General features: G+C 39.4%; 16 protein-coding genes. 9 read left to right on the forward strand and 7 right to left on the reverse strand.

From position 1 onward, the window contains the following. Positions 1 to 41: 41 nt before the first annotated feature. Positions 42 to 488: a DUF962 domain-containing protein gene (locus ABMA79_RS02215; protein WP_392856763.1), complete on the forward strand. Its 447-nt coding sequence runs from the start codon at positions 42 to 44 to the stop codon at positions 486 to 488. Between the two features lie 2 nt (positions 489 to 490). Here ABMA79_RS02215 and grxB read toward each other — a convergent pair whose 3' ends face one another. Then, positions 491 to 1138: a glutaredoxin 2 gene (gene grxB / locus ABMA79_RS02220; protein ID WP_393089885.1), complete on the reverse strand. Its 648-nt coding sequence runs from the start codon at positions 1136 to 1138 to the stop codon at positions 491 to 493. 82 nt (positions 1139 to 1220) lie between these two features. Here grxB and ABMA79_RS02225 point away from each other — a divergent pair, with 82 nt between their 5' ends. Continuing rightward, positions 1221 to 3107, forward strand: a complete 1887-nt coding sequence (locus ABMA79_RS02225; protein WP_393089887.1) for an MFS transporter — start codon at positions 1221 to 1223, stop codon at positions 3105 to 3107. Between the two features lie 16 nt (positions 3108 to 3123). Here ABMA79_RS02225 and ABMA79_RS02230 read toward each other — a convergent pair whose 3' ends face one another. Together ABMA79_RS02230 and ABMA79_RS02235 are read right to left on the reverse strand one after the other, a co-directional pair. Continuing rightward, entirely contained in the window at positions 3124 to 5124 is a 2001-nt protein-coding gene (locus ABMA79_RS02230) for an alkyl/aryl-sulfatase (protein ID WP_393089890.1), read from the reverse strand. A 116-nt stretch (positions 5125 to 5240) separates the two neighbouring features. After that, the gene (locus tag ABMA79_RS02235) at positions 5241 to 7232 is read right to left on the reverse strand and encodes a transketolase C-terminal domain-containing protein (RefSeq protein WP_393056373.1); all 1992 of its coding nucleotides are present in this window, start codon (positions 7230 to 7232) and stop codon (positions 5241 to 5243) included. 548 nt (positions 7233 to 7780) lie between these two features. On the opposite strand from ABMA79_RS02235, the gene ABMA79_RS02240 reads away from it, so the two are divergent. From ABMA79_RS02240 to ABMA79_RS02260, 5 genes are read left to right on the forward strand one after another with little or no spacing between them, the layout of a single operon-like run. After that, complete coding sequence (locus ABMA79_RS02240) at positions 7781 to 9211, forward strand: aldehyde dehydrogenase family protein (protein WP_393089893.1); 1431 nt, start codon at positions 7781 to 7783, stop codon at positions 9209 to 9211. 18 nt (positions 9212 to 9229) lie between these two features. Further along, on the forward strand, positions 9230 to 10900 hold the full coding sequence (locus ABMA79_RS02245; protein ID WP_393089896.1) for a hypothetical protein: 1671 nt from the start codon (positions 9230 to 9232) through the stop codon (positions 10898 to 10900). Continuing rightward, a complete protein-coding gene (locus ABMA79_RS02250; protein ID WP_392856747.1) occupies positions 10900 to 11619 on the forward strand; it encodes a glycerophosphodiester phosphodiesterase family protein in 720 nt (239 codons plus the stop codon). Before ABMA79_RS02245 ends, ABMA79_RS02250 begins: the two co-directional genes overlap by 1 nt. A gap of 8 nt (positions 11620 to 11627) precedes the next feature. Then, positions 11628 to 12278 carry a hypothetical protein gene (locus ABMA79_RS02255; protein ID WP_393089899.1) on the forward strand — a complete coding sequence of 217 codons (651 nt, stop codon included), beginning with the start codon at positions 11628 to 11630 and terminating at the stop codon, positions 12276 to 12278. A gap of 8 nt (positions 12279 to 12286) precedes the next feature. Then, a complete protein-coding gene (locus tag ABMA79_RS02260) occupies positions 12287 to 12817 on the forward strand; it encodes an NUDIX hydrolase (protein WP_393089901.1) in 531 nt (176 codons plus the stop codon). A 1-nt stretch (position 12818) separates the two neighbouring features. Here ABMA79_RS02260 and ABMA79_RS02265 read toward each other — a convergent pair whose 3' ends face one another. Then, the gene (locus ABMA79_RS02265) at positions 12819 to 13340 is read right to left on the reverse strand and encodes an NYN domain-containing protein (protein WP_392856741.1); all 522 of its coding nucleotides are present in this window, start codon (positions 13338 to 13340) and stop codon (positions 12819 to 12821) included. After that, entirely contained in the window at positions 13324 to 17280 is a 3957-nt protein-coding gene (locus ABMA79_RS02270; RefSeq protein ID WP_393089904.1) for a hypothetical protein, read from the reverse strand. Before ABMA79_RS02270 ends, ABMA79_RS02265 begins: the two co-directional genes overlap by 17 nt. 203 nt (positions 17281 to 17483) lie before the next feature. On the opposite strand from ABMA79_RS02270, the gene ABMA79_RS02275 reads away from it, so the two are divergent. After that, a complete protein-coding gene (locus tag ABMA79_RS02275; protein ID WP_393089907.1) occupies positions 17484 to 18836 on the forward strand; it encodes a hypothetical protein in 1353 nt (450 codons plus the stop codon). Here the strand turns inward: ABMA79_RS02275 and ABMA79_RS02280 are convergent. Both ABMA79_RS02280 and ABMA79_RS02285 read right to left on the reverse strand, forming a co-directional pair. Beyond that, entirely contained in the window at positions 18833 to 20596 is a 1764-nt protein-coding gene (locus ABMA79_RS02280; protein WP_392856734.1) for an ABC transporter ATP-binding protein, read from the reverse strand. The genes ABMA79_RS02275 and ABMA79_RS02280 overlap by 4 nt on opposite strands. A 142-nt stretch (positions 20597 to 20738) precedes the next feature. Then, positions 20739 to 21101, reverse strand: coding sequence for a hypothetical protein (locus ABMA79_RS02285; RefSeq protein ID WP_393089910.1), 363 nt, complete (start codon positions 21099 to 21101; stop codon positions 20739 to 20741). A 118-nt stretch (positions 21102 to 21219) separates the two neighbouring features. Between ABMA79_RS02285 and ABMA79_RS02290 the strand changes: the two genes are divergently transcribed. Beyond that, positions 21220 to 21834 (forward strand): hypothetical protein, encoded by a 615-nt coding sequence (locus ABMA79_RS02290; protein ID WP_393089912.1) that lies wholly within the window; start codon positions 21220 to 21222, stop codon positions 21832 to 21834. The last annotated feature ends 19 nt before the right edge of the window (positions 21835 to 21853 follow it).

A 21853-nucleotide genomic window follows, 5' to 3' on the forward strand; every position in this document is an offset into this window, starting at 1 on the left:
GGAGGCCATATGGTCTCCCTTTGTTATTTTGGAGCGATCAAATGAAATCATTAGACACATGGCTTGAGATGTATGGTGAATCTCACCAGAATAAAACCAATCAACGTATTCATGAAGTATGTGTTCCTCTCATCACTTGGTCTCTCTTAGGAATGCTTTGGTGTATTCCAAGGCCTGCTTTCTTTGGTTATTTTAATTGGGCCTGGGCCTTTGTTATTGTTGCAAGTATCTTTTATCTTTCACTAAAAAATTTAAAGGCCATCAGCATTGCTCTAGGGCTGGTTATTCCCTTCATGCTCTTAACTCAATTCTTCTTCGTGCAACTTCTCGCAGAGTACTTTCTTATTACTTGGATTGTTATCTTTGTTGTCGCCTGGATAGGGCAGTTTATAGGACATAAGATTGAAGGAAAGAAGCCTTCATTCTTTGAAGATCTTCAATTCCTTCTTATTGGACCGATTTGGGTTTTTCTTGGCAAGAAGTCCTAGCGCTAGTTGCGCCAGAAATCTTCGTGATAATTAAAACTTGTTAGCTCTTTCACTTTCTGAAGGTAGATGTGAATTTGTGGTGGGAATTGATACTCTGGAAAGATATACATTCCCCATATATGAGAAGCTAATAGAATATCTAAGATCGTAAACTTATCACTTTCATAAAATGGTAATAGCTTTGCTGGAAGCTGAGAAAGCGTTTGGTCAAGGCCGTGTAAGTACTCTGCCTTATTTTGTGCAAGTAAGTGAAATGGCCCACGCTTGGCCGACTTCTTATTAATAAAGTATTCTCTCGCTTCAGGAGTGAATTCTTTTGACCACGCCCAATAAGGCATACATAAGTTATGAACGTCTTTTCCAAGTTGATCAAGATAGTCATTAAGGAATTTATAGCTCTCGCTATCAAGCTTTGAAAGATTCAGGTCTTTGTCGCTGTGATTTGCAAGCGCCTTGATGATATCAAGAGACTCGTTCATGATCTCACCGTCAATTTCCATTATTGGTAACATCTTTGTTCCAGTAAGCTCGACAGGTGTCTTCTCATCGTTGTAATCTAGAACAACTGATTCATATTCGATTTCAAAAAAACCAAGTGCCATGCGAACTCTTACACAGAATGGACAGTGGATATAGTGATAAAGTTTCATATAGATTCCTTTCGGGTTTATGCGTCATTACGTATCAGTAAATAATAGTACAATATTGTTAAGAATTATTTAAGGAAAAACAATGTCATTAGCAATGCTCTATAAAGAAAGAAAATTTTGGCCTCTATTTTGGACGATGTTCCTAGGTGCCGCAAACGATAACGTATTTAAAAATGCTTTAATTATCTTAATTACATATAAGAATGTCTCATTATTTGGACTAGGTGCAGAATCATTAGTTGCCTTTGCTGGTGGAGCGTTCATTCTTCCATATGTTTTATTCTCTGCAACATCTGGTCAAATATCTGACCACTATGACAAAGCGCAGGTAATTAAAGTTACAAAATATACAGAACTTGCATTCATGATCATTGGTGCAATTGGACTCTTATTAGAAAGTTACGGCGTCTTGATGCTGACACTATTTCTTATGGGTGGCCAGTCCTCATTCTTTTCTCCAGTAAAATTCTCATCGCTTCGAACAATTTTAAAAGATGATGAGCTAACGACGGGAACAGCACTAATTGGTGGGGGAACTTTCGTTGCGATTCTTATTGGGACAATTATTGGTGGACTTGCAGCTGCTGCTCCTGATGCAACTAGTACGGCGGCATTTGCTATCTTGGCCTTTGCTGTCTTGGGAATCATTTCAGCGCGTTTTCAAAATAAGATTAATGATATCAATGAAGACGTTAAAATCGATTACACTTTTGTAAAGCCAACTTTTAAACTTCTTAGAGACTCGATGAAAGAGAAGAATTCGTTTCGTGCCATGATGGGAGTTTCTTGGTTTTGGTTCCTAGGATCATTTGTTCTTTCAGTTATGCCTGCCATTATTAAAAATGTTTTCTACGGTAGTGAGATGGTAACGAATATTTTTATGGCAACATTCACGGTAGGGATGGGACTTGGGTCTTGGATCTGTTCGAAGCTATCGGGGAAGAGAATTGAAGTGGGAATGGTTCCTGTTGCTGCAGTGGGGATGTCTCTTGCTGTCTTCGATCTTTACTATATCTCAACTCAGTGGCCAATGTCTGTAACAGGAGCACTGATGCCTCCTGCCGAGTTCTTTGCACAACCACTTGCTCTAAGAGCTATTGTTGATCTCCTTCTTATTACAATCTTTGGTGGGAACTTCTATATTTCACAATTAACTTTCATGCAGCATAGTGCTCCACTTGAAAAGCTAGCAAGAACCATTGCGGCCAATAATATTTGGAATGCTATTTTTATGGTTGTTGCGGCCGTATCAATTATTATCCTAAATAAGATGGGCTCAACTGCTCTTGATAATCTACTTATTCTTGGTGGGCTAAATCTAATCTATGCAGGGATTAGCTACTACTTCTTCCATGAAGAAATGTGGCGTTTTCTTGTACAGCTTTTAACAACTTTTCTTTACGATATTCAGATTGAAGGTGAAGATAATATTCCTAAAGAGGGAAGACTTGTGATCGCTGCCAATCATACTTCTTTTGTTGACTGGGGTGTGGTGATGAGCCTTTCTCCAAGACCTATTCGATGGGTAATTGATCATCGCTATTATAATATTCCAGGGCTTAAACAATTCTTTATGCAAGGACACTTAATTCCAATTGCAACGAGAAAAGAAGACCCTAGAGTACTTGATGAAGCATATTCAAAATTGAATATGACACTAAATGAAGAGCGTTGTGTGGGCTTCTTTCCAGAGGGATGGATCACTCGTGATGGTGAGCCAAGAAGATATCAGCCGGGAATTAAAAAAGTCGTTGAGCAAACTAACGCGCAAGTTGTTCCGATTGTTATTAAAGGCCTTTGGGGAAGTTTCTATTCGTTTTCTGGAAAAGGTGTCTTTAAAGGTATTCGCTGGAATTTTCTAAAACGTAGAAAGATTAGAGTTGTTATTCTTCCTTCGATTCCACCGGAAAATTTCTGTTATAAAGATCTAGAAGAAAAAATGGTCGTTGAATATAAAAAGCCTCTGTAGTACAGAGGCTTTTTTTTTAAGGTGTCACAATATTAAAGGTATTAGGGAAGGTATCAAGAGTTTCATTGAGATCATCAAATACTTTCTTGTCTCCACTATAGTTAATATTTTTTTCATCAAGTTCTGCAAAAGAAACTGCTCCCATAGCAAGCTTAACAAATTGGCCATGCTTTAATGAGATGGATGCATTGTCATCAGAGGCCAGTTGACGATTTTGTTCTTGCGGTTTTTTCATCGAATAATTAAGAACACTATTTCTCAAAGTTAAGTAATACTTTTCATTTCTGTCTGTAATATTTAATTCAAGTGTTAAGTCTGCACCGTTGGCCTTTTCAGAGTTAACTCTTACAGATAGATAATCGAGTAATAATTCAGAATCCATTTGAGAGAGAATTGCAGGGGATGCTGTTGGTGGTGCTGGCATCCCAACTCCATAGCGTAGCTCTTGGGCCCCTTGCACGTAGAAGTTTCTCCAAGTGGCATTTTCAGATTGATAGGCCAGTTGCTCATAAGCGTCAGCAAGTAGTTGTTTGGCCTTTACATTCTTTGGTTGAGCGAAGACGAGCTTATTTAAAACTTCAGCAACAAAGCGATATTCTCCGGCCTTATAATCCTTAATGGCCATCTCCAGAACATCTCCAGCTCCGCCCATATAGGCAATGGTCTTCTTTGCTGACTCAACATCAGGGAGAGGATTTAGGTGTGCCGGGTTCCCATCAAAGAAGCCTAGATACTTATCATAGACCGCTCGTGTGTTATGACTAAGACTTCCGTAGTAGCCACGATTAGCAAAATTTCTTGCAAGGTTCTTATTGAGCTCAATACTATCTGCTAGCTCAGTGCCTGAGAGCCCTTTGTTTAGACGATTTACAGACTGGTCGTGAATGAACTTATACAAGTCTCTTTGCGAGGCCATGTGAGAGACGACTCGATCATTTCCAAAAGTTGGCCAATGGTGTGAGCCAAAGAGAATGTCGGCCTTGCTATATTTTTCAAGTGCTCTTTGGATATGCTTAGACCACATGAGGCTATCTCTAACTTGAGCACCTCTTAATGTTTGAACATTATGCATTGTATGGCTTAGGATCTCTGCACCGCAAAGGGCATTGTCTCTTGGGAAGTAGGCCATCATCTCTGTCGGGGCCTCGGCACCTGGAGTGAACATAAAGTCGATGGTTACACCGTCCACTAGCAAGCTTCTGTCTTTATCAATAGTTGTTGTAGGCCTTGCAATAGCATACTCGCCGCTAGGAGTGTAGCTTCCAAGCCCTGTTCCAACTGAGCCTTGTGGCCCAAAATCTAAAGTTCGTGCATACATATACTCAGCACGGCGACTCATGGCCGTACCTGCAATGACATTTTCACTTACTGATTCATACACAAAATCTTTTGGTGCAATCACTTGAATCTTTCCACTTTCTAACTCTCGCTTACTGGCCATTCCATAGACGCCACCAAAGTGATCGATATGAGAGTGGGTGAAAATAATTGCAGTGACAGGAAGATTTTCAACATTCTTTCTCACAAGATCTAAAGCTGTTTTGGCCGTCTCTGTTGTCATGAGGGGATCAATAATAATCCAACCTTTCTTTCCTCGAATAAAGGAAACATTAGCAAGGTCAATTCCTCTTACTTGGTAGATATGATCTGAGACGCGAAAGAGCCCATTAATTGATGTTAATTGTGATTGACGCCAGAGGCTCGGATTGACTGTTTCAGGTGGTTTCCCTTGAGTTAGTGAAGGGAATTTGGCCGGATCAAAAATTTCTTTCATTCCATCTTTCGATTTAATTGGCCCTTCAAGTTTGGCAATAAAGCCTTTTTGAGAGTCTTTAAAGTCACGATCATCATCAAAGTTTAATTCTTGTGTAACTGCCTTGTGAGCATCAAGAGTATATCTAGAAGCCGGTTTAGAATCATTTGAAAATGTGTACCTTGAGCCACGGGTACAGCTTAATAGAGAACTTAGAATTAGAATGGGGACAATGAGATAGAATACTTTCTTGGAATGAAACACGATTCCTCCTTATTATTTATTAAAATTTCTTAAAGGGGATATCGGCTTTAGGTCGGTTATTATGGGCCTAAGAAAGGTAATAAAAAAAGGCCTCATTACTGAGGCCCTTTATTTTATTAGAATTGATTGATCATTGCATCTGCATCAAAGCCAAATTTCTTATAAAGCTCAAGTGCAGTGTATGAAGACTGACCGAAGTGGCCATCATTTCCAAGGGACTTCATATTAAACTCAAGTCCTTCTTGTTTAAGTGCGTGACATAACATCGCACCAGCACCAGCTGTTAGTTGGTGATCTTCAACAGTGACAATTTTATTTCCATTCTTTGCTAGTTGATCTTTAAATGTTTCAACATCAATCTTGTTAATGAATGGGTTATTGATAACAGTAATATTCTTTCCTTTTGCTTCAAGTTCAGTTGCAGCTTTAAGGGCCTGTTGAACAAGTGGACCGTGAGTTACGATGATTCCATCTGTTCCTTGTCTTAGAACTTGAGCTTTTGCCCAACCGTAGCTTCCACCTTCAGTATATGATACTGGGTGCTTTTCACGGCCAAAGAAGAATACTGTTGTTTCAGGTGTTTCACCTTTGTTAACTGCTTCTTCGTATCTCTTAATCGCTTGATACATTAGGCTTTCAGCTTCTTCTTTAGTTGAAAGAGCAATTACTGTTGTATTTGGAATACCAGCAACAGCAGAGAAGTAAGTTGTTGCTTGGTGAGAAGCACCGTCAGCAGCATCTTGGAAGCCTGTGTGTGAGAATAAACAAATCACAGCACCTTGTGAAAGTTGAGACATAATTAAAGGAAGATTTCCTTTTGTGACACCAAATTGTGCAAATGTATCAACAACAGGAATGAATCCTTGTTTTGCCATTCCTACTGCAGTTGAAACCATATTCGATTCTGCAATTCCGATATCAACGTAGTGGCCTGGGAACTCTTTGTGGAATCCTGCTACACCAGTTGAACCTGCAAGGTCAGACGTTACAGAAAATACTGGAAGTCCTTCTTTTGTTGCTTTAATCATTGCGTTGGCAAGACCTGGCTGAACTTTGTCAGAAGGTGCTGAACTCTTTGCTCCTTCTTTAGGAGCTGGCTTTGAAGCAAGGATCTCATTTGCCCAATTTTTGAATTCTTCTGGACAAGTTTCACCGCTATAAATTTCTTCAAGGAAAGAAATAAGTTTTTCGTCGTAAGCTCCAAGTGGGTAACCGTGTCCACCAGACTTCGCTTCTTCAGTTGCCTTCACGCCGTAACCTTTGATTGTCTTGATAACAAGAGCAACTGGCTTAAGCTCATTTGATTTTGCTTTTGCAATATTTTCTTCAATTGCTTGATAAACTCTTTCTAGGTCGTGTCCTTCTTCAACTCTAACAACATCCCAACCCATTTCTCTTAGAGCTAGAAAGCTTCCTTTCATGTCAAAGCTATCTTCAGTAATACGTCCACCAAGTTTTGTATTATTATCACTGATGATCATAACAAATGGATTCATCTTTCCTTTCTGTGCAAGTCCTGGAATCGCTGCCATGGCCTCACGTGCTTCACCTTCCATACAACCACCATCTGAGATTGTACAAACAGTTACACGATCGTTTCCAATTGCTCTATCTGCAAGAGCAAGACCTTGAGCTTGAGGAAGTCCTGAACCTAGAGGACCGTTAGAAATGAAAACACCTTCTGGGTTTAAGTGAGCTTCACCGTGACCTGTCAGTTTAGAAGTTATTGAACGGAAACCTCTTAGGCTTTCGAATGTTAGGCCATCAAAGCCTAGATTTGCACGAAGAGCATAGATTCCGTTTTCTGCGTGACCAGCATCGTTTACAAAGTTAAATTTCTCAAACCAATTTGGTCCTTGTGAGAACATAATTGAGTGTAGGGCACTCATCATCTCAGCGAAAGCCGCAGGGCCTCCCCAGTGGCAAGCTGCTCCACCAATAACTGCGTGTTGATTCATTAGGGCAACAAGAGCTCTTGTCGCTTTTGGGTCAGCAAGAGTGATTTCTTCTCCCGCTAAGTTATGAATTTTAGTTGCATAAATTGGGGCCGTCGTCGGTGCCGATGCAAGATGATTTTTTACTTTTAATGGGCTGATAGTTGCAGTCATTAACTTCTCCGAATTCGTTGATTTTCAATAACTTATAAAAGGTATCACGAGGGAATTTTTTCTGGCCAGAGAATATTTGCTGACCAAATAGTTTGGCACTTTGGGCCGAATCCGTAAAACGTAAATATCTGAAAATACAGTAACTATAAATTTATTAAGTTTTATTTTAGAATGACGATAAAATCTATAGAAACTGTTGTTAAACACAATTTATCTATTTGAAATGACAAGGGGTGGTAGCGATGTGTGATGCGTGTTCAGCTGCAGGGCGTAACTGGTCATTGGCCAACGGACCTCGCAGAAGCAAGATGATTAAAGCAAGATTGTACTCAAGCTTCAATGGTAGAGAAGTTAAAATTAAACTTTGTTACTTATGTTCTATTAAATTATTTATGGGAGGCGAAGAGCTCTTCTTAAAAGATAATCCATCCTTAAATTATGAATTGACCACCCAGCATGCAGGTAGTGAATTCGATTTTTAAGCAATATTAATTGACCCATTATTTTCACAATAGATACAATACCACCTTAAGCAAGGTGGTTTTTTTATGCAAAATTTTTCGCAATTTCGTTCCTCATTTGTGGACGATGAATTTCTTTATGGTGAGAACTCAATAGAAGTCTTAAATAAATACGATCAAAGTATTTTAAATGAAGTGGATCTCTTAGCTTCTTATCAATATGAAAAAGTTATTCAGTCTTCACTTAATGCATTTGAGGAGTTTCAAAATTTCGATAGCGCACAAAGAAGTAAATTACTTTTTAAGCTTGCTGACTTCTTAGAAGAAGAGGCTTCTTTCTTTTCTCATCTAATTTGTCTGGAGGCCGGAAAGCCAATTAGCTATGCGAAGGGCGAGATTGCTCGTTGTGTGGAAACTATTAGACTTGCAGCAGAGAAGGCACGTCACCACAGTAGTGAAACTCCTGATCTTTCTTACGGAGCGGGAGCAGATAAGATGGCCATGGTTCGACACGAACCAGAGGGAATCATTTTTGGTATCTCACCATTTAACTTTCCTCTAAATCTCGCTCTTCATAAAATTGCACCAGCTCTGGCAGTCGGCTGTAGCATTATCGTTAAGCCTTCACCACAAACGCCAATAACTTTACTGGCCTTTGCAAAACTACTTTCACGAGTTGGCTTTCCAAAAGGTGTTGTGAATATTGTGATCTGTGAAGACGAGCTAGCACAAAGATTCTTAGAAGATGAGAGAATCAATGTCTTCTCATTTACGGGAAGTGCAAAAGTTGGTTGGGCCCTTAAGGCCTTAAGTGGAAAGAAGAAGTGTCTTCTAGAGCTTGGTGGAAATGCAGCAGTTATTGTTAATGACGTTGAAGACATGGAGGCCGTGACATCTCAAATTGCTACGGGCTCATTTCTATACTCGGGACAAATTTGTATCTCGACTCAAAGAGTTTTCATTGCCAGTGAGATCTTTGATGAATTCGTGGAGCAATTTCTTGAGCAAGTTGAAACCATTAGTTCAGGTGACCCAAAAGATGAGAGTGTCATTAATGGCCCTGTGATTAATGAGGGGGCACTTGAGAGAATTCATCAGTGGGTGCAAGAGGCCATCTCAAATGGGGCCGAACTTCTATGTGGTGGCCATATTATCGATGAGGACCATCATATCTATGCACCAACGGTTCTAACGAATACTGACTTGGATATGAAGGTGGTTTCAGAGGAGATCTTTGGTCCTGTCGTGATTCTAGAGCCTTATGACTCATTTTCAGAGGCCATTGAGCTTGTAAATGATTCAAAATATGGACTCCAAGCTGGTGTTTTTACGAACAGCTTAGTAAATATGAAGGAAGCAAGTCAACGAATTGATGTTGGAGGAATTATCTTCAATAACGTCCCAGGATTTCGCATGGATGCCATGCCTTATGGAGGGATTAAAGATTCTGGACTTGGCCGTGAGGGGATCGCGTATGCGATGGAAGATTATACTCGCAAGAAGCTAATCTTATTTTAAATTTTAGAGGGAGAGAGGATGAGATCACTACTTTTACTGTTAATTAGTTTACAGGCCTTTTCATACGCACCTAATTGGGGACGTGATGCTAAAATCGAAAAGGGTGAGAATCGAGAAAACCTCTACCAACTTTCTCAAGAAGAGTATGAGCAAGTCACGCAAGATGGACTTAAGCATGCACTGGTCTGGCCAGTAAGTGTCACAGGACTTCTTATTCCATATGAAGCTTTTAATAATTTCTTTGAACTTCGTGATGAAAAATTTGTTAACTTTGTTTTAACAACTCTTGGTGAAAAGAAATTTGGTGTTAATAGTGTTGAGTCTTTCTATCAGTGGCTTGGCCTTAACCCGTATAACGACGAAGATGCGGCCGGGATCTATCGTATTCCTTACCCTGATGGTTATAAACCAGATTACTATATGGGTGCCAGTATTGTTGATACGAAGTGGGGGAAAGGGCTGACTTTTAGTTGTGCCACTTGCCACTCTGCAAGTCTCTTTGGCACATCAGTAATGGGGCTTACAAATAAAACAGTTAAGGCCAATGAGCTTTTTGTAAAAGCGAAGAAGCTACTTCCATTTATTCCAACTAAGACTTTCCAAAAAGTTACGAATGCTACAGATGATGAAGTAGCAATGCTTAAGAGAACAAAGAAGAATATTCATTCTGTTGGTGCTAGTTCACCAATGGTTTTAGGACTTGATACATCTCTTCCACAGGTTGCACTCTCGCTTGCTCACAGAAAGCAAGATGCGTATGCATCGAAGTCGAGACTAAACGAAGTCTTTCCAAGATTTAACCCACTAAAGTCAACTGTTGCTGATTCAAAGCCAATGCCTTGGTGGACACTTAAGTATAAAACTCGTTGGCTATCAGATGGTTCAATCGTTGCAGGAAACCCAATCTTTACAAATTTCTTATGGAATGAGCTTGGGCGTGGAACTGATTTATATGAGCTAGAAAAATGGCTACAAGATAATCCTGAAATTATTAAGGAACTTACTGCTGCGGCCTTCTCGACAAAAGCGCCTCGCATTGATGACTTCTTTGATGTTTCACGAATTGATATTGATGCTGCAAAAAGAGGACAGAAGCATTTTGAAAACCGTTGTCAAAAATGTCACGGAGAGTATCAAAAGAATTGGGACCTTCCATTTTCTGGGCTGATGTCTAAGAGTGAGCAGATTAAAACAAGAAAGCTTATCTATCACGAGAAGACTCCTGTTAAGGATGTTGGAACTGACCCACTTCGCTATCAAGGGACGGCCTACTTTGCTGATGCTTTAAATGAACTTGCGATCTCTAAGTGGATGAAGACAGTAGTTGAGCCACAAAAAGGGTATGTTCCACCTCCACTTAATGGAATCTGGGCCCGTTGGCCATATATGCATAATAACTCAATTCCAAACCTTTGTGAGCTTATGACTCCACCATCAAAACGAGTGAAGGAATTCTATCAGATCCCGGCAGTTGATCCGATGCTAGACTTTGATTTTGATTGTAATGGTTTTCCTGTGGGAATGGATACTCCTGAGGAGAGACGAATTAGAGAAGCATATTACAATACAAAGTTACCTGGACTTTCAAATGCAGGTCACTATAATCGAATCTTTACGGATAAAGAGGGGAACGAACTACTTAGTGAAGAGGACAAATCAGATCTTCGTATGTTCTTAAGAACATTATAATGGCATTCTATCTCGATACTTATATTGCTCATCGTGGTTTACACGACGACAAAAAACCTGAAAATACAATGGCCGCTTTCAAGGCGGCCATTAAACATAATTACGCTATTGAATTAGATGTACACTTATCAAGTGATGGCCATGTGGTAGTCTTTCACGATGAGACTCTTGAGCGTCTTACTGGCAGCAACGGAAAGGTTTCCCAATACACTCTTGATAGCCTAAAACAACTCTATATCAAAGAAACAAAAGAGAAGATTCCAACCCTTAAGGAAGTTCTGGAGTTGGTAGACGGACAAGTTCCACTCATTATCGAACTTAAGGTTTATGAGCACACTGGTGAGCTTGAGTCTGAAGTGATGAAGATCCTTCAAGGCTATGAAGGGGATTATACAATTCAATCCTTTAATCCATTTACCCTTAAGTGGTTTCGCAAGCACTACCCGGCCGTGATTCTTGGCCTTCTTGTGACAAGAGATTTTAGTGACACGACTCTTAATCCTCTCAAGCAAAAGCTCTTAGAGAATATGACTTTCATTCCTGTGATCAGGCCAGACTATATTGGCCTAGATATCGACACATACTCAAAGGTACAGCTTAGTATCATCAAGCATTTTACTTTTAATAATATTGTCTTTTGGACAGTAAGAACTAAAGAACAAATGAGGACAGCTAAGCGTTTAGGTGCTAATATTATATTTGAAAATATTAAACCTTGAGTTAATTTATGAAAAAAATCGTAATTGCTATAATCATACTTGCCATCGCTGCCGGTGGTTTCTACTTTTTTACATCTCAACAATCAAAAACAGCTAATGGCAATGAGGCCAAGGATGTTATGACTTCACAAGTTCAAGTCGTGGAATTTGAGGATACGCCAGCGAAGAAGATTGCCGCTGGAAATGATGATAGTGCTGAGGCCGTTGAAGCAAGTGGTGATGGGACTAAATTAGAACTCGACGTCGTGGACGATGAGGATCTTGAAAGAAGACTAGAGGCTAAAGAAGAAGAATTTGATCGTCTTGAAGAGGAGTGGCTGACAAATGTAAAAGAGCTCTTCATTTCTGAACTAGGGCTTACTGAGAAAGAATACAAAGACTATTTGAATATGAGAGAAGGTCTCTTTAATGATAAGGTCTCGGCCTTTGAAGAAATGCATGAGCAGTTAGAAGAGAAGTACGGTGAAAACTATACTTATAATCCAACTGAAGAAGAGATGGCATTTGATCGCGAAATTCAAAAGAAATATGATGATCTTCTTTTAGAAAAGATCGGAAAGGATGCTTTTATCAAGTATCTTGAATTAAGAGATCGCACAAATGAGAAGATTCTAGAGGCAACAAAACCAAATGATGCCGCCATGCTGATGGAATTCTAGGAGGCAAGATGGAAAAGTGGATTATTAAAGAGAGAAAGAACGTTTACCGCGGCAATATCTTTTTATATGAAACCATTGTTGCAACTCATCCAACGAAACCAATTGGCGCAGGCCCTTATGATATTATCCGTCTTGCTGACTGGGTGAATATCGTTGCCATTACCGAAGATAATAAGGTCGTCCTTGTTAAGCAGTACCGCTTTGGTAAAGATGTCATCACAATTGAAACTCCGGCCGGCGCAGTTGAGCGCGGGGAAGATCCACTTGCTGCGGCGAAGAGAGAGCTAGAAGAAGAGACTGGCTATATCAGCGATGAGTGGGAGAGCCTAAGTCCAGTAAGTGTAAATCCAGCTTTTATGAGCAACACTGCTCACTTCTACCTTGCTAAGAATTGTCGTCCAGAGGGAAAGCAGAACTTTGATGAAGACGAAGATATCGAATTAGAACTTGTTCCTGTCGCTGATCTCAAAGAGAAGCTAAAGGAAATCGATCACTCTTTATCTGAGCTTTGTTTAAGTCGATACCTTCTACAGTCTTAAATTAGTTGCGCTTGTTCTTACTATACCTCTTAGGCCTAGTCTGTCTCGATTGACCTTGTAGTTCAAACCAATCACTTTCATCAATTTCATGATAGTAATCCGCTTCTTCCACAAGTAGGCTAGAAGTCGTTTCTGGGATCGAGGCGATTTCAACACGAACACCTTCTGCTCTTAAGTGGCGAACAAGCTCGATATAATCAGAGTCCCCAGAAAGGATGATAATTGTATCAACCTTCGAGGCAAGTTGTGTCGCCTTAATTGTCAGAGGGATATCGGCACTCTTGTGGCACGGGATAACCGAACCGTAGTAGTGATTGTGTAATCGCTCAGTAAGTTTAGAAGAGATATTCTTTCCCTCTCTAAAATAGATCAGGCGGTTTAGCCCTCGATTATCTAGGAGTTTTGGGATGAGCGTATCAAAATTAACCATCGTATTTGAGTTATTTGTTACGCTGTGAATACTTCTTTCGATATTGTTGCCATCGATTAGGATGGCAACAGTTTGATTAATGAAAATTTCCATAAAATGCTTCACTTCCGTTTGATTGAACGTAGTCAGCGTGACATTGCTTGATTTGTGCTTCGATCATTTCAATGCTCATTCCCTTGAAAATCTCGTTTAGCTCATCTTCATCAACATCAGATCTACCTAGAGCACAAGCTGCCAATTCTTCCTTAAACATAATTGAAGGATCCTCTGGCTTACGCTTGTCTACTAAGAATCTTAGTAGCTCACTGATATCAAGACGCTTGGCCTCAAAATCATTGAAGTATTTCTTAAACCACACGTGAGTCCAAGCGATATTAACCACACCTGGGTCTTTGTGGTACTTTAATAGGTAGAAAAATGCTGTACGTCCAAAGGTCTTTAATTTACCTTTTAGTTTAGCAATACTAATGATTGCGTTCTTATATGCATCCTTGTAACCGCGATCTAATTCACCACGGTCCAATTTATTATCTGCGTTTCTATCAAAACGAATATAAGTCGATTCGATATTTAACATTGCTCCAATAACAAGTGTGAAGTCTTTCTTTCTCCACCAAATCTTATCAACATCTTCAACACTTCTTGAGAAGATCTCGACACCTTTGATGAATTCAACAACGTGACCTCTGCTGTTATTATTTACGTATTCTTTTAGACGAGGGAAGTACTTAGAAAGATTTAGCTCTTCCTCGCCAAATAACTTATCAAAGAATTTTGTACGAATACACTTTGAGTCCATAACTGAGAAGCCTGCTTCATCAATTCTAGTATCGCACTCTTTTTTCTCATAGAGGTTCTCTTCGATCAGAGTTGTAATCTTTGCAGCAGTAAAGATTAGTTCAATGAACTCACTCACTTCATCTAGGTTGATGAAAAGGTCTCCACCAGAAGTCGCTTGGAAAAGATCTGATAGAAGAAGAATATTTTCACCAAAAGTCTTAAAGTCCTCTGTCCACAGTCCCATCTCTTCAAGAGCGGCCTTCAGTCCAACTAGAGCATTATTAAGTTGGTTATCTGATAAACCTTTCGATTGTCTTGGAGGAGTTGTATCGCCTTCAGTCTTATAACCCTCAAGCATATGTGGAAGCACATTTCTAAAGAGCATGATTGAGTTAAAACCAGTCTTATTTCTTACGATATCCGCTTGGTAAGTTGGGAAACCGTCTTTATTTCTAAAGTAACGGTAGTCGCGTGCAACTTTCGTAAACTCTTCAATAAGAACCACATATGATTTCTTCGTGATTAGTTTGTACTCAGGAACTTCTCTTTCCGTTGGGTACTCACGACGATCAATATATAGCGGCTTAGGCGTATTCATTCTCTCGTTGAAGAATTGGAAAGTCGAGTCTGAGAAGAGAAGAGTCTCAAATGCACTATCTGCAATATCAAGGATGCGATTAACTGCATCACTTGTAATCATAAGATCAAAGTTTTCACTTCCCGGAGGATCTAGCTCTGAACAAATCCACTTAGAACTACCTTGCTTATCAGCATCGTAAGCTGGGTTTGGTTTACATGGAATTGGATACATTAGCTCCGAGCGTGGAATTGGATCAAAAATACGCTGAGTGAAGTCTATTAATGTACGCTTAAAGTTTGAAAGCTTAAGTAGTTCACTCTCATCCTTAGGATTATCTGACCTGCGATTAAGCTCTTTAATTAGTTCATCACCAAATGAAAGAATCTCTTTTGCTGTAAAGTAATTCTTCTTTTCTGTAATAGGGTGGAAGATTGAGCGAGTCTTACGTAAAAGCTCAAGAACCTTCGCCGTATTCTGTACTGACTGAGTCTCATCTGAGAAGTCTGTGAAGAATGCATCGTAGAGAACTTCTGCAAGCGTTTGTGACTTTTCAGTTAAGTAGTAAAGATCATCACGATTAAGAATAAGGTTATTTCCACCAAGAACAAGTCCCTTAAGGGCCATGGCCTCTGAGTAAAGCTTCCAATTAAATGGTTCCTTAAACATACCGCCTGACTCTTTTAGACGAGCGATAAGTGATTTAATAAGTCCATCTTGGTTAACGAAGTCCTTATCAATAAGGTAATTTGCTAGTTCAGTCTTAATCGATAGGAATTGGTTAACATATTCCTTTTTTGAGATAACTTTTCTCGCTGTCTTTGAGCCGTCATCTTTAAAAAGCTTCACATTCTCAATATGCATATCAAGGAATGCTAGGTAGCGATAAACGATGGCAACAACATTTACAGTCGACTTAAATTGCTTAAATGAAAGATAATCAACTTCTGGCGGAAGTCGTAGAATATTATCTTTATAGTTAAGAACAAGATTCTTAATAGCAATCCCTTTATCAAGGTCTTCTGGCTTATTAAAGAATTGTTCAATCAGCTTATTAATATCTGTAACAGTAATAACTTGGTCATTTTCAAGCTCACTTAGAATAAGGTCTTGAACAGATCTAACTTGAGCTAGGAAGAAATTATTCTTCTCTAGTGGAGTCTTTTCTAGGTATTCCTTAGCAAGGTACTTCAGGTCAAAGAATAGGGCCGCAAGAGGATCTGTCTTCGATAGAAGTGTCATTAGCTCTGGGAAAAGAAGTGTTTCACGGCTACCACCAGTCGTTACAACTTTTAGGGCCATAAAAGACTTAACAACGTCTTCGATAAGATCAATGTCGTAAAGCTTGATTGTGTCATTAGCGAATTTCAGAACATTCATCTCGTGGTTACGAGGAATTGAGATATCTTCGTCTAAAAGCTTCTTCGCATTCTCACTTAGGCGTCCAACTTCTGCACGGAATTGCTTCTTGATTTCGACCTTTCTATTAAAGTCCTTATCTTCGATCTCTTTAACAAGATCATTTAGGATATTTACTGACTCAAAAGATCTTAAAGCAACGTTAACAACACCAAGTGAAAGCTCAACATCTGCATAAGAGAAGACTTCTGGATTTCCACGAATCAGGTCTCTCTTTGCATAACGAATAAGTGACTTAAGCTTAACGTTAGTATCTTTATTTGTTCCAAGAATTGTTGAGATAAAGTCATCATCTTCGTTAAAGAATTCATCGATGATATTGTTGATATCGGCAATCGTAATGATATTTTCTTCTTTCTGGTGCTCGTAAACAAAGAGCTTTAGCTCTTCTAGGTTATTTGCAAGCTTATTGAAGTATTCAGAACCATCTTCAAAGTATTCCTTTTTAAGGAAGAAGATATCAATTGTGTTTTGTAGGAAAACTGGGAAGAAAGTAAAAAGTTGGGCAAACTCATCAGAGTCAACGTAGATACGTGAACCACCAAGAAATAGCTTCTTAGCAAATAGTAGTGAGTTTAGAAGTTCCTTACCAAGTTTGAAGTCTTTAAGGTCTCTTGTAATGTCGAGGATTAGACTTTGAATATCGATGGCCTGTGCTGGGCCTGGAATTTGTTGAAGGATTTCATTAAGGTTTGAAGAAAAGGCATCGGCCTGTGCTCTTAAAATAGCAGAGGTCTTATAGTAATCTTCTTTTGATTTTACATCCTGTAGCTCTTTTACAGTCGCTACCATCTTAACAGCTGAGCGGTTAAATTCTTTTAGGATTTGAAAGAAAGAATCAATCTTTGTACGAGACATCTGTCCTGGGATATCTCTTTGAAGGAGAGTGTTCAGCTTGAAAAGAAGATCAAGGCCTTCAATAATATCGTCGGCCGAACCAGCTGGGCTATCCATATACTTGCGAGCAAATTTCACGATATCTTCACGGAAGAAGAAACGATTATCTCTGGACTCAACATATTTGAATTTATTCAGAGTATCTTGGACGCAATTAAGGTCCTTTTCGATATTAACTTCAAATAATTTTTTGATACGATCCGTGTCAATTTTGCAACTAGCTGAAATTCCGTCGTACTCAGCGATGTCTGCACCTTCGACAGGGTCATCATTGACGAAACCACAAGACGAAACTAGTAGTGCTACCAGGAGGTAGGCAATGAAATCTCGTAATTTCAATAACTTAGTGTGTTTAATCATAATTCCCTCACCCAAATTCTAGAAAATTTCTAGTTAAATGAAAAGGAATAACCGAATATTTTGAAATGTTTTTACGAGTTGCGTTAAAAGTATGCACAATTCCTAACGGTATACTGTCAAAAGTGTTAACACCCACGGTAATAGCTACCAAATCCGAGTTAAAAGCTTCTATTTACGAATCTTTTCTGATTTAATTAACTTTAATGAATAAATTCATCAAGAAAATTACATTATTATGCGTGTCGCTATCTGGCCTTGCTGTCTACGCACAGCTTGACGGAAGTGTATCTTACGAAAAATTCCAACGATTAAATGACCCAGCTAAGAAGTCAGAGTATGACGACTGGGCCCAAATTGAAGGGAATTACGAAACGAGAGCGTGGAATGGTAAGGTTTACGGTGAATTCGCTGCTAGGGCCTATGTAACAAAAGAGCCGGCCTTTAACTTCTCAATGCCAGAAGCTTATATCGAGTTCAAAGATGAAGATAATCGCATCTCTGTTGGACGCCAACTTCTTAGGTGGAATGAGAACGAGGACTACTGGCTTCTTAGTACGCTTAATCCTAATCAAGGCTTCTATCTACTTTCTGAAAAGAAGGAAGGTCTAGTCGGTATCCAATACGATCACAAATTTAATAAGAATCTCAACTTCTCGGTATTCTTCTCATACTTCTTTGTTCCAGGGATGAACCCAGGGCTAGAGATTGAAAATGGAAGTGTTTCGAGTAAGAGTGAGTGGGTAAGGCTTCCTCCAAAGTACACGGTACTTGAAGGAAATGTTCTTCCTCTTTATTACACAATTGATATGCCTAATATCTATAATGATGTTGTAAAGAATAAGTCTCTTGGATTTAGACTTTCAGGAACGAATGAAGAGAAGAGCTCTGAGCTTTCGGCCTTCTTTATCTATAAGCCACAAAATAGTCTGCAGATGAATGCTGATGCTCGCTTTGACCAAGATCGCGACGTTATTGCAGTTGATGCTTCTCCAGTGGTTAACCACCATCTTTATTATGGGATTCAATATAAGCAGCAGTTAGGTGACGTACAAATGGTTGCCGGTGTTGATATGAGTGATCCAACAGCGACTTTTGGAAATGACTTTAAGGTTGTTGACTTTAGCCGTGAAGAAAATAAGAAATTCGAATCAGAGTATTTTAATATCGAACCTAACTACGAAAGAGAAAGTTACGCTTCACTCTCATTTAACGTCAATCAAGGTTACTATATGTTTTCTTTAAACTATATCAACCTTCTTACTAATAATGAGCGTGGATCAGATGATTTCTTCTCTGATACGGCCAAGTGGAGTAATGCTCTTGGTATGCGTGGGCGTTACTATTTTAATGACTTCATCAATGTGATGGGGGATTTAAAGTATGACTTTGATCGCGATGATATTATCTTAAAGGCCGAAGCGACTTATGCTTTCTGGCGTGGTGCTGCTAGTTTAAATTTAGGTGCCGAGCTGATTAAATCGCCAAATAAGAATTCTTATTGGTCAGCTTATCGAGCTAACGACACCATTTATTCTTCATTAAAGTTTGCTTTCTAGGCCGTTCCTGTCTGAACACTCCAAAGGGCTTTATATAAGCCTTCTTGAGCGATTAGTTCCTCGTGCGTTCCACGTTGCTCAATCTTTCCATCATTTAAAACACAGATTTGATCGGCATGAATAATCGTTGAAAGCCTGTGGGCAACCATGACTGTTGTTCGCCCTTTCGTGATTGTCTTAAGAGAGCGCTGAATGGCCGCTTCTGTTTCATTATCGATGGCACTTGTGGCCTCATCAAAAATGAAAAGCTTCGGGTCTTTTAAGATGGCACGAGCAATGGCAATACGTTGCCTTTGACCACCTGATAGTTTTTGTCCTCGCTCACCAACAATAGTCTGATAACCATTAGGCAGAAGCTCGATAAAGTCATGTGCCTCCGCAAGCTTGGCCGCTCTCATGGCATCAACTTCAGATGCACCTTGCGAGCCATAAATGATATTTTCTAAGACCGTCCCATGAAAGAGGTAAGTCTCTTGAGAGACAAATCCAATATGTGAGCGAAGTGAGTTCTGTTTTAGATCTCTAATATTGTGGCCATCAAAGTTAACGCTCCCGATTTGTGGATCATAGAAGCGCTGAAGAAGTTTTAGCATTGTGGACTTTCCAGAACCTGTAGGGCCTACAAGGGCAATGGTTTGTCCTTCTTCAATTTTTAAATTGATATCTTTAAGGCCTGTATTGTCTTCTTCATCGTACTTAAAATTGATGCCACTAAATTCGACAGCGCCTTTAAACTCTTCAAGTTCTTTTCCGCCATCAGTTACTTTTACTTCTGTTTCAATTAACTCCATCACTCGGCTCGTTGAGGCCATCGATCTTTGGTAGAGATCAAAAGTTTCACCAAGTCTTGTTAGTGGCCAAAGTAGTCTTTGTACTAAGAAGATTAGAACAGAGTATGAACCAACTTCTAGCTTTCCATCAAGAACGTCGATACCACCGATGATGAGTGTAAAAAGGAATCCACACAGAACGGCCATTCTAATGATTGGGCTAAAAGAAGAAGAGACGCGAATGGCATCTTTATTGGCCTTAGCATATTGGTTTGATTGCTTCTCTAGGCGATCGTACTCAAACTTTTGAGCAACGTATGACTTAATCGTCATCATCCCTGCAATATTATTCACAAGCATACTTGCAAGTAGTCCTGCTTCACTTCTTACGTTTTGATAACGAGGTTGTACCTTCTTTTGAAAGTAGAAACTTCCCCAAAGAATAAATGGCACTGGTGTTAGTGATAGTAGGGCAATTTGCGGCGAAAGGTAAAAGAAGATTCCACCGATTGAAACAACTGTCGTCAGGGTTTGGATAATATCATTGGCCCCAACATCTAAGAAGCGCTCTAGCTGGTTGATGTCGTCGTTAAGAATGGTCGCTAAGTTCCCAGAGTTATTATCTTGGTAAAAAGAAATATGCAGGTTTTGAAGATGGTCATAGGCCTCCATGCGAAGATCGTGTTGAACTTCTTGGGCCAGTCCACGCCACCATAGTTTAAGTAGGTATTCAAAGAGGGACTCTAGGGCCCAAATAATAAAAGTTAGAAAACCTAGGATATAGATTTGCTGGACTTTATCTGAGACTCCCATGCCCGCAAGAAATGAGTCTTCTTGTTTAACAACGGTATCAACGGCAAGACCGATTAATAGGGGAGGAGCAATGTCGAATACTTTATTTAAGACTGAAAAAAATGAGGCCGTATAGATTTGGCCGCGCTTATTTTTAAAATGATTAATTAGTTTTTGTAATGGGGATTGGCTTTCCATTTAGACCTCGAATGCGTGTGCTTTTATGTGAGAGCATTATGGCCTAAATTTCTTGATTTGAAAAAGTTCCTCAGGTGCACTCAGATTATATTGAATCGAAGTGCTTGTTGAGTACACCTGAGGGTAATCGAGTCACCCTATATTAGATGACTAAACTGCTGGCAAATTCAAAATTTCCCTTCAGTTCCTTGTCACTAGATGCTGAAGCGTCCCTCGCTTCAACACTCGCGCTGGCCTGTTCTTGTTGGGCCGCTTCCGCGAAATAATTATCAATCGTTTGCTCGTAATCTTTTAGAAGTACTTCTTTAAGCTCTTCTTTCGATACTTTTAAAACACTACAAACCGTATTCAGTGAACGTAGTGGCACAGAGCATAGTCCGCGTTCAATATTACTTATAAATTGTCCGTTCTTATAACCTAGGCGGTACGACAATCCTTGTTGTGACACCTTAGGTGATAAAGAACGTCTTTTGACTCTAATTAATTCAGCGATGTTCTCAAACACTCTTCTTTCTTTCATCCATAACCTCCAGTTTTATTATTTACCAACTATTGTTATTGGTACAACATGATGATAATATGTTTAGGCAATATTATTTACTTACAAATACGTAAGGTTTACTATGTCAATAAAATTAAAAGCTTACACGTCTAATCATAAGAAAATCTTTAGGGAGTCGGAAATAGAGGCCCTCTATGGTGCCAAGTTTGAGTATTTAGAGGAGCTTCCATTTGAACTTCCTCCAGGTGAAATTCTCATTTTAGATTTAGATGAAATCACAGATGAATTTATTGAGCAGGCACAGTACACGAGAGTTAAATTTGTCACGCTAGTTGATACACTTAAACAACATAACCTTAATCGCCTGCTACCAATTGGTGGACACCTCTTTGCAGTTAAGGGCACACCATTTGAAGATTTCATGGAAATTCTTACAAGCCGTATCCATCAAATGGAAATGTTCAAGATGCTCCATCTTGTTAGTCATACCGACACTGAATTATTTCGCTTTATTCTAAGGGCCGGCAATGGACAGAAGTCTAAACTAAGTGAACTCATTTTTGGCTCGACTAGTGAGAGCACAATGGATGTTAACTTAAGCCGCTTAAGAAAGAAGTTACGTGATCCAGAAATCGGAGATGATTTCTTTCGCATTATCACAAAGAGTGGAAGGCTCTATATAGTGAGTCGTTTAACGAATTACGAAATTCCAAAATATTTATTAGAAAAAAATTAAGATTTCAATGAAGTGCTTT

It is taken from the genome of Halobacteriovorax sp. HFRX-2_2, from assembly GCF_043196705.1.
Classification (GTDB): Bacteria; Bdellovibrionota; Bacteriovoracia; order Bacteriovoracales; family Bacteriovoracaceae; genus Halobacteriovorax_A.

What these genes read in the sequence shown, in the direction of transcription:
- ABMA79_RS02215 (WP_392856763.1), top strand. Translation starts at nt 42, where the DNA reads ATGAAATCATTAGACACATGGCTTGAGATGTATGGTGAATCTCACCAG.
- grxB (WP_393089885.1), bottom strand. Translation starts at nt 1,138, where the DNA reads ATGAAACTTTATCACTATATCCACTGTCCATTCTGTGTAAGAGTTCGC.
- ABMA79_RS02225 (WP_393089887.1), top strand. Translation starts at nt 1,221, where the DNA reads ATGTCATTAGCAATGCTCTATAAAGAAAGAAAATTTTGGCCTCTATTT.
- ABMA79_RS02235 (WP_393056373.1), bottom strand. Translation starts at nt 7,232, where the DNA reads ATGACTGCAACTATCAGCCCATTAAAAGTAAAAAATCATCTTGCATCG.
- ABMA79_RS02240 (WP_393089893.1), top strand. Translation starts at nt 7,781, where the DNA reads ATGCAAAATTTTTCGCAATTTCGTTCCTCATTTGTGGACGATGAATTT.
- ABMA79_RS02245 (WP_393089896.1), top strand. Translation starts at nt 9,230, where the DNA reads ATGAGATCACTACTTTTACTGTTAATTAGTTTACAGGCCTTTTCATAC.
- ABMA79_RS02250 (WP_392856747.1), top strand. Translation starts at nt 10,900, where the DNA reads ATGGCATTCTATCTCGATACTTATATTGCTCATCGTGGTTTACACGAC.
- ABMA79_RS02255 (WP_393089899.1), top strand. Translation starts at nt 11,628, where the DNA reads ATGAAAAAAATCGTAATTGCTATAATCATACTTGCCATCGCTGCCGGT.
- ABMA79_RS02260 (WP_393089901.1), top strand. Translation starts at nt 12,287, where the DNA reads ATGGAAAAGTGGATTATTAAAGAGAGAAAGAACGTTTACCGCGGCAAT.
- ABMA79_RS02265 (WP_392856741.1), bottom strand. Translation starts at nt 13,340, where the DNA reads ATGGAAATTTTCATTAATCAAACTGTTGCCATCCTAATCGATGGCAAC.
- ABMA79_RS02270 (WP_393089904.1), bottom strand. Translation starts at nt 17,280, where the DNA reads ATGATTAAACACACTAAGTTATTGAAATTACGAGATTTCATTGCCTAC.
- ABMA79_RS02275 (WP_393089907.1), top strand. Translation starts at nt 17,484, where the DNA reads ATGAATAAATTCATCAAGAAAATTACATTATTATGCGTGTCGCTATCT.
- ABMA79_RS02280 (WP_392856734.1), bottom strand. Translation starts at nt 20,596, where the DNA reads ATGGAAAGCCAATCCCCATTACAAAAACTAATTAATCATTTTAAAAAT.
- ABMA79_RS02290 (WP_393089912.1), top strand. Translation starts at nt 21,220, where the DNA reads ATGTCAATAAAATTAAAAGCTTACACGTCTAATCATAAGAAAATCTTT.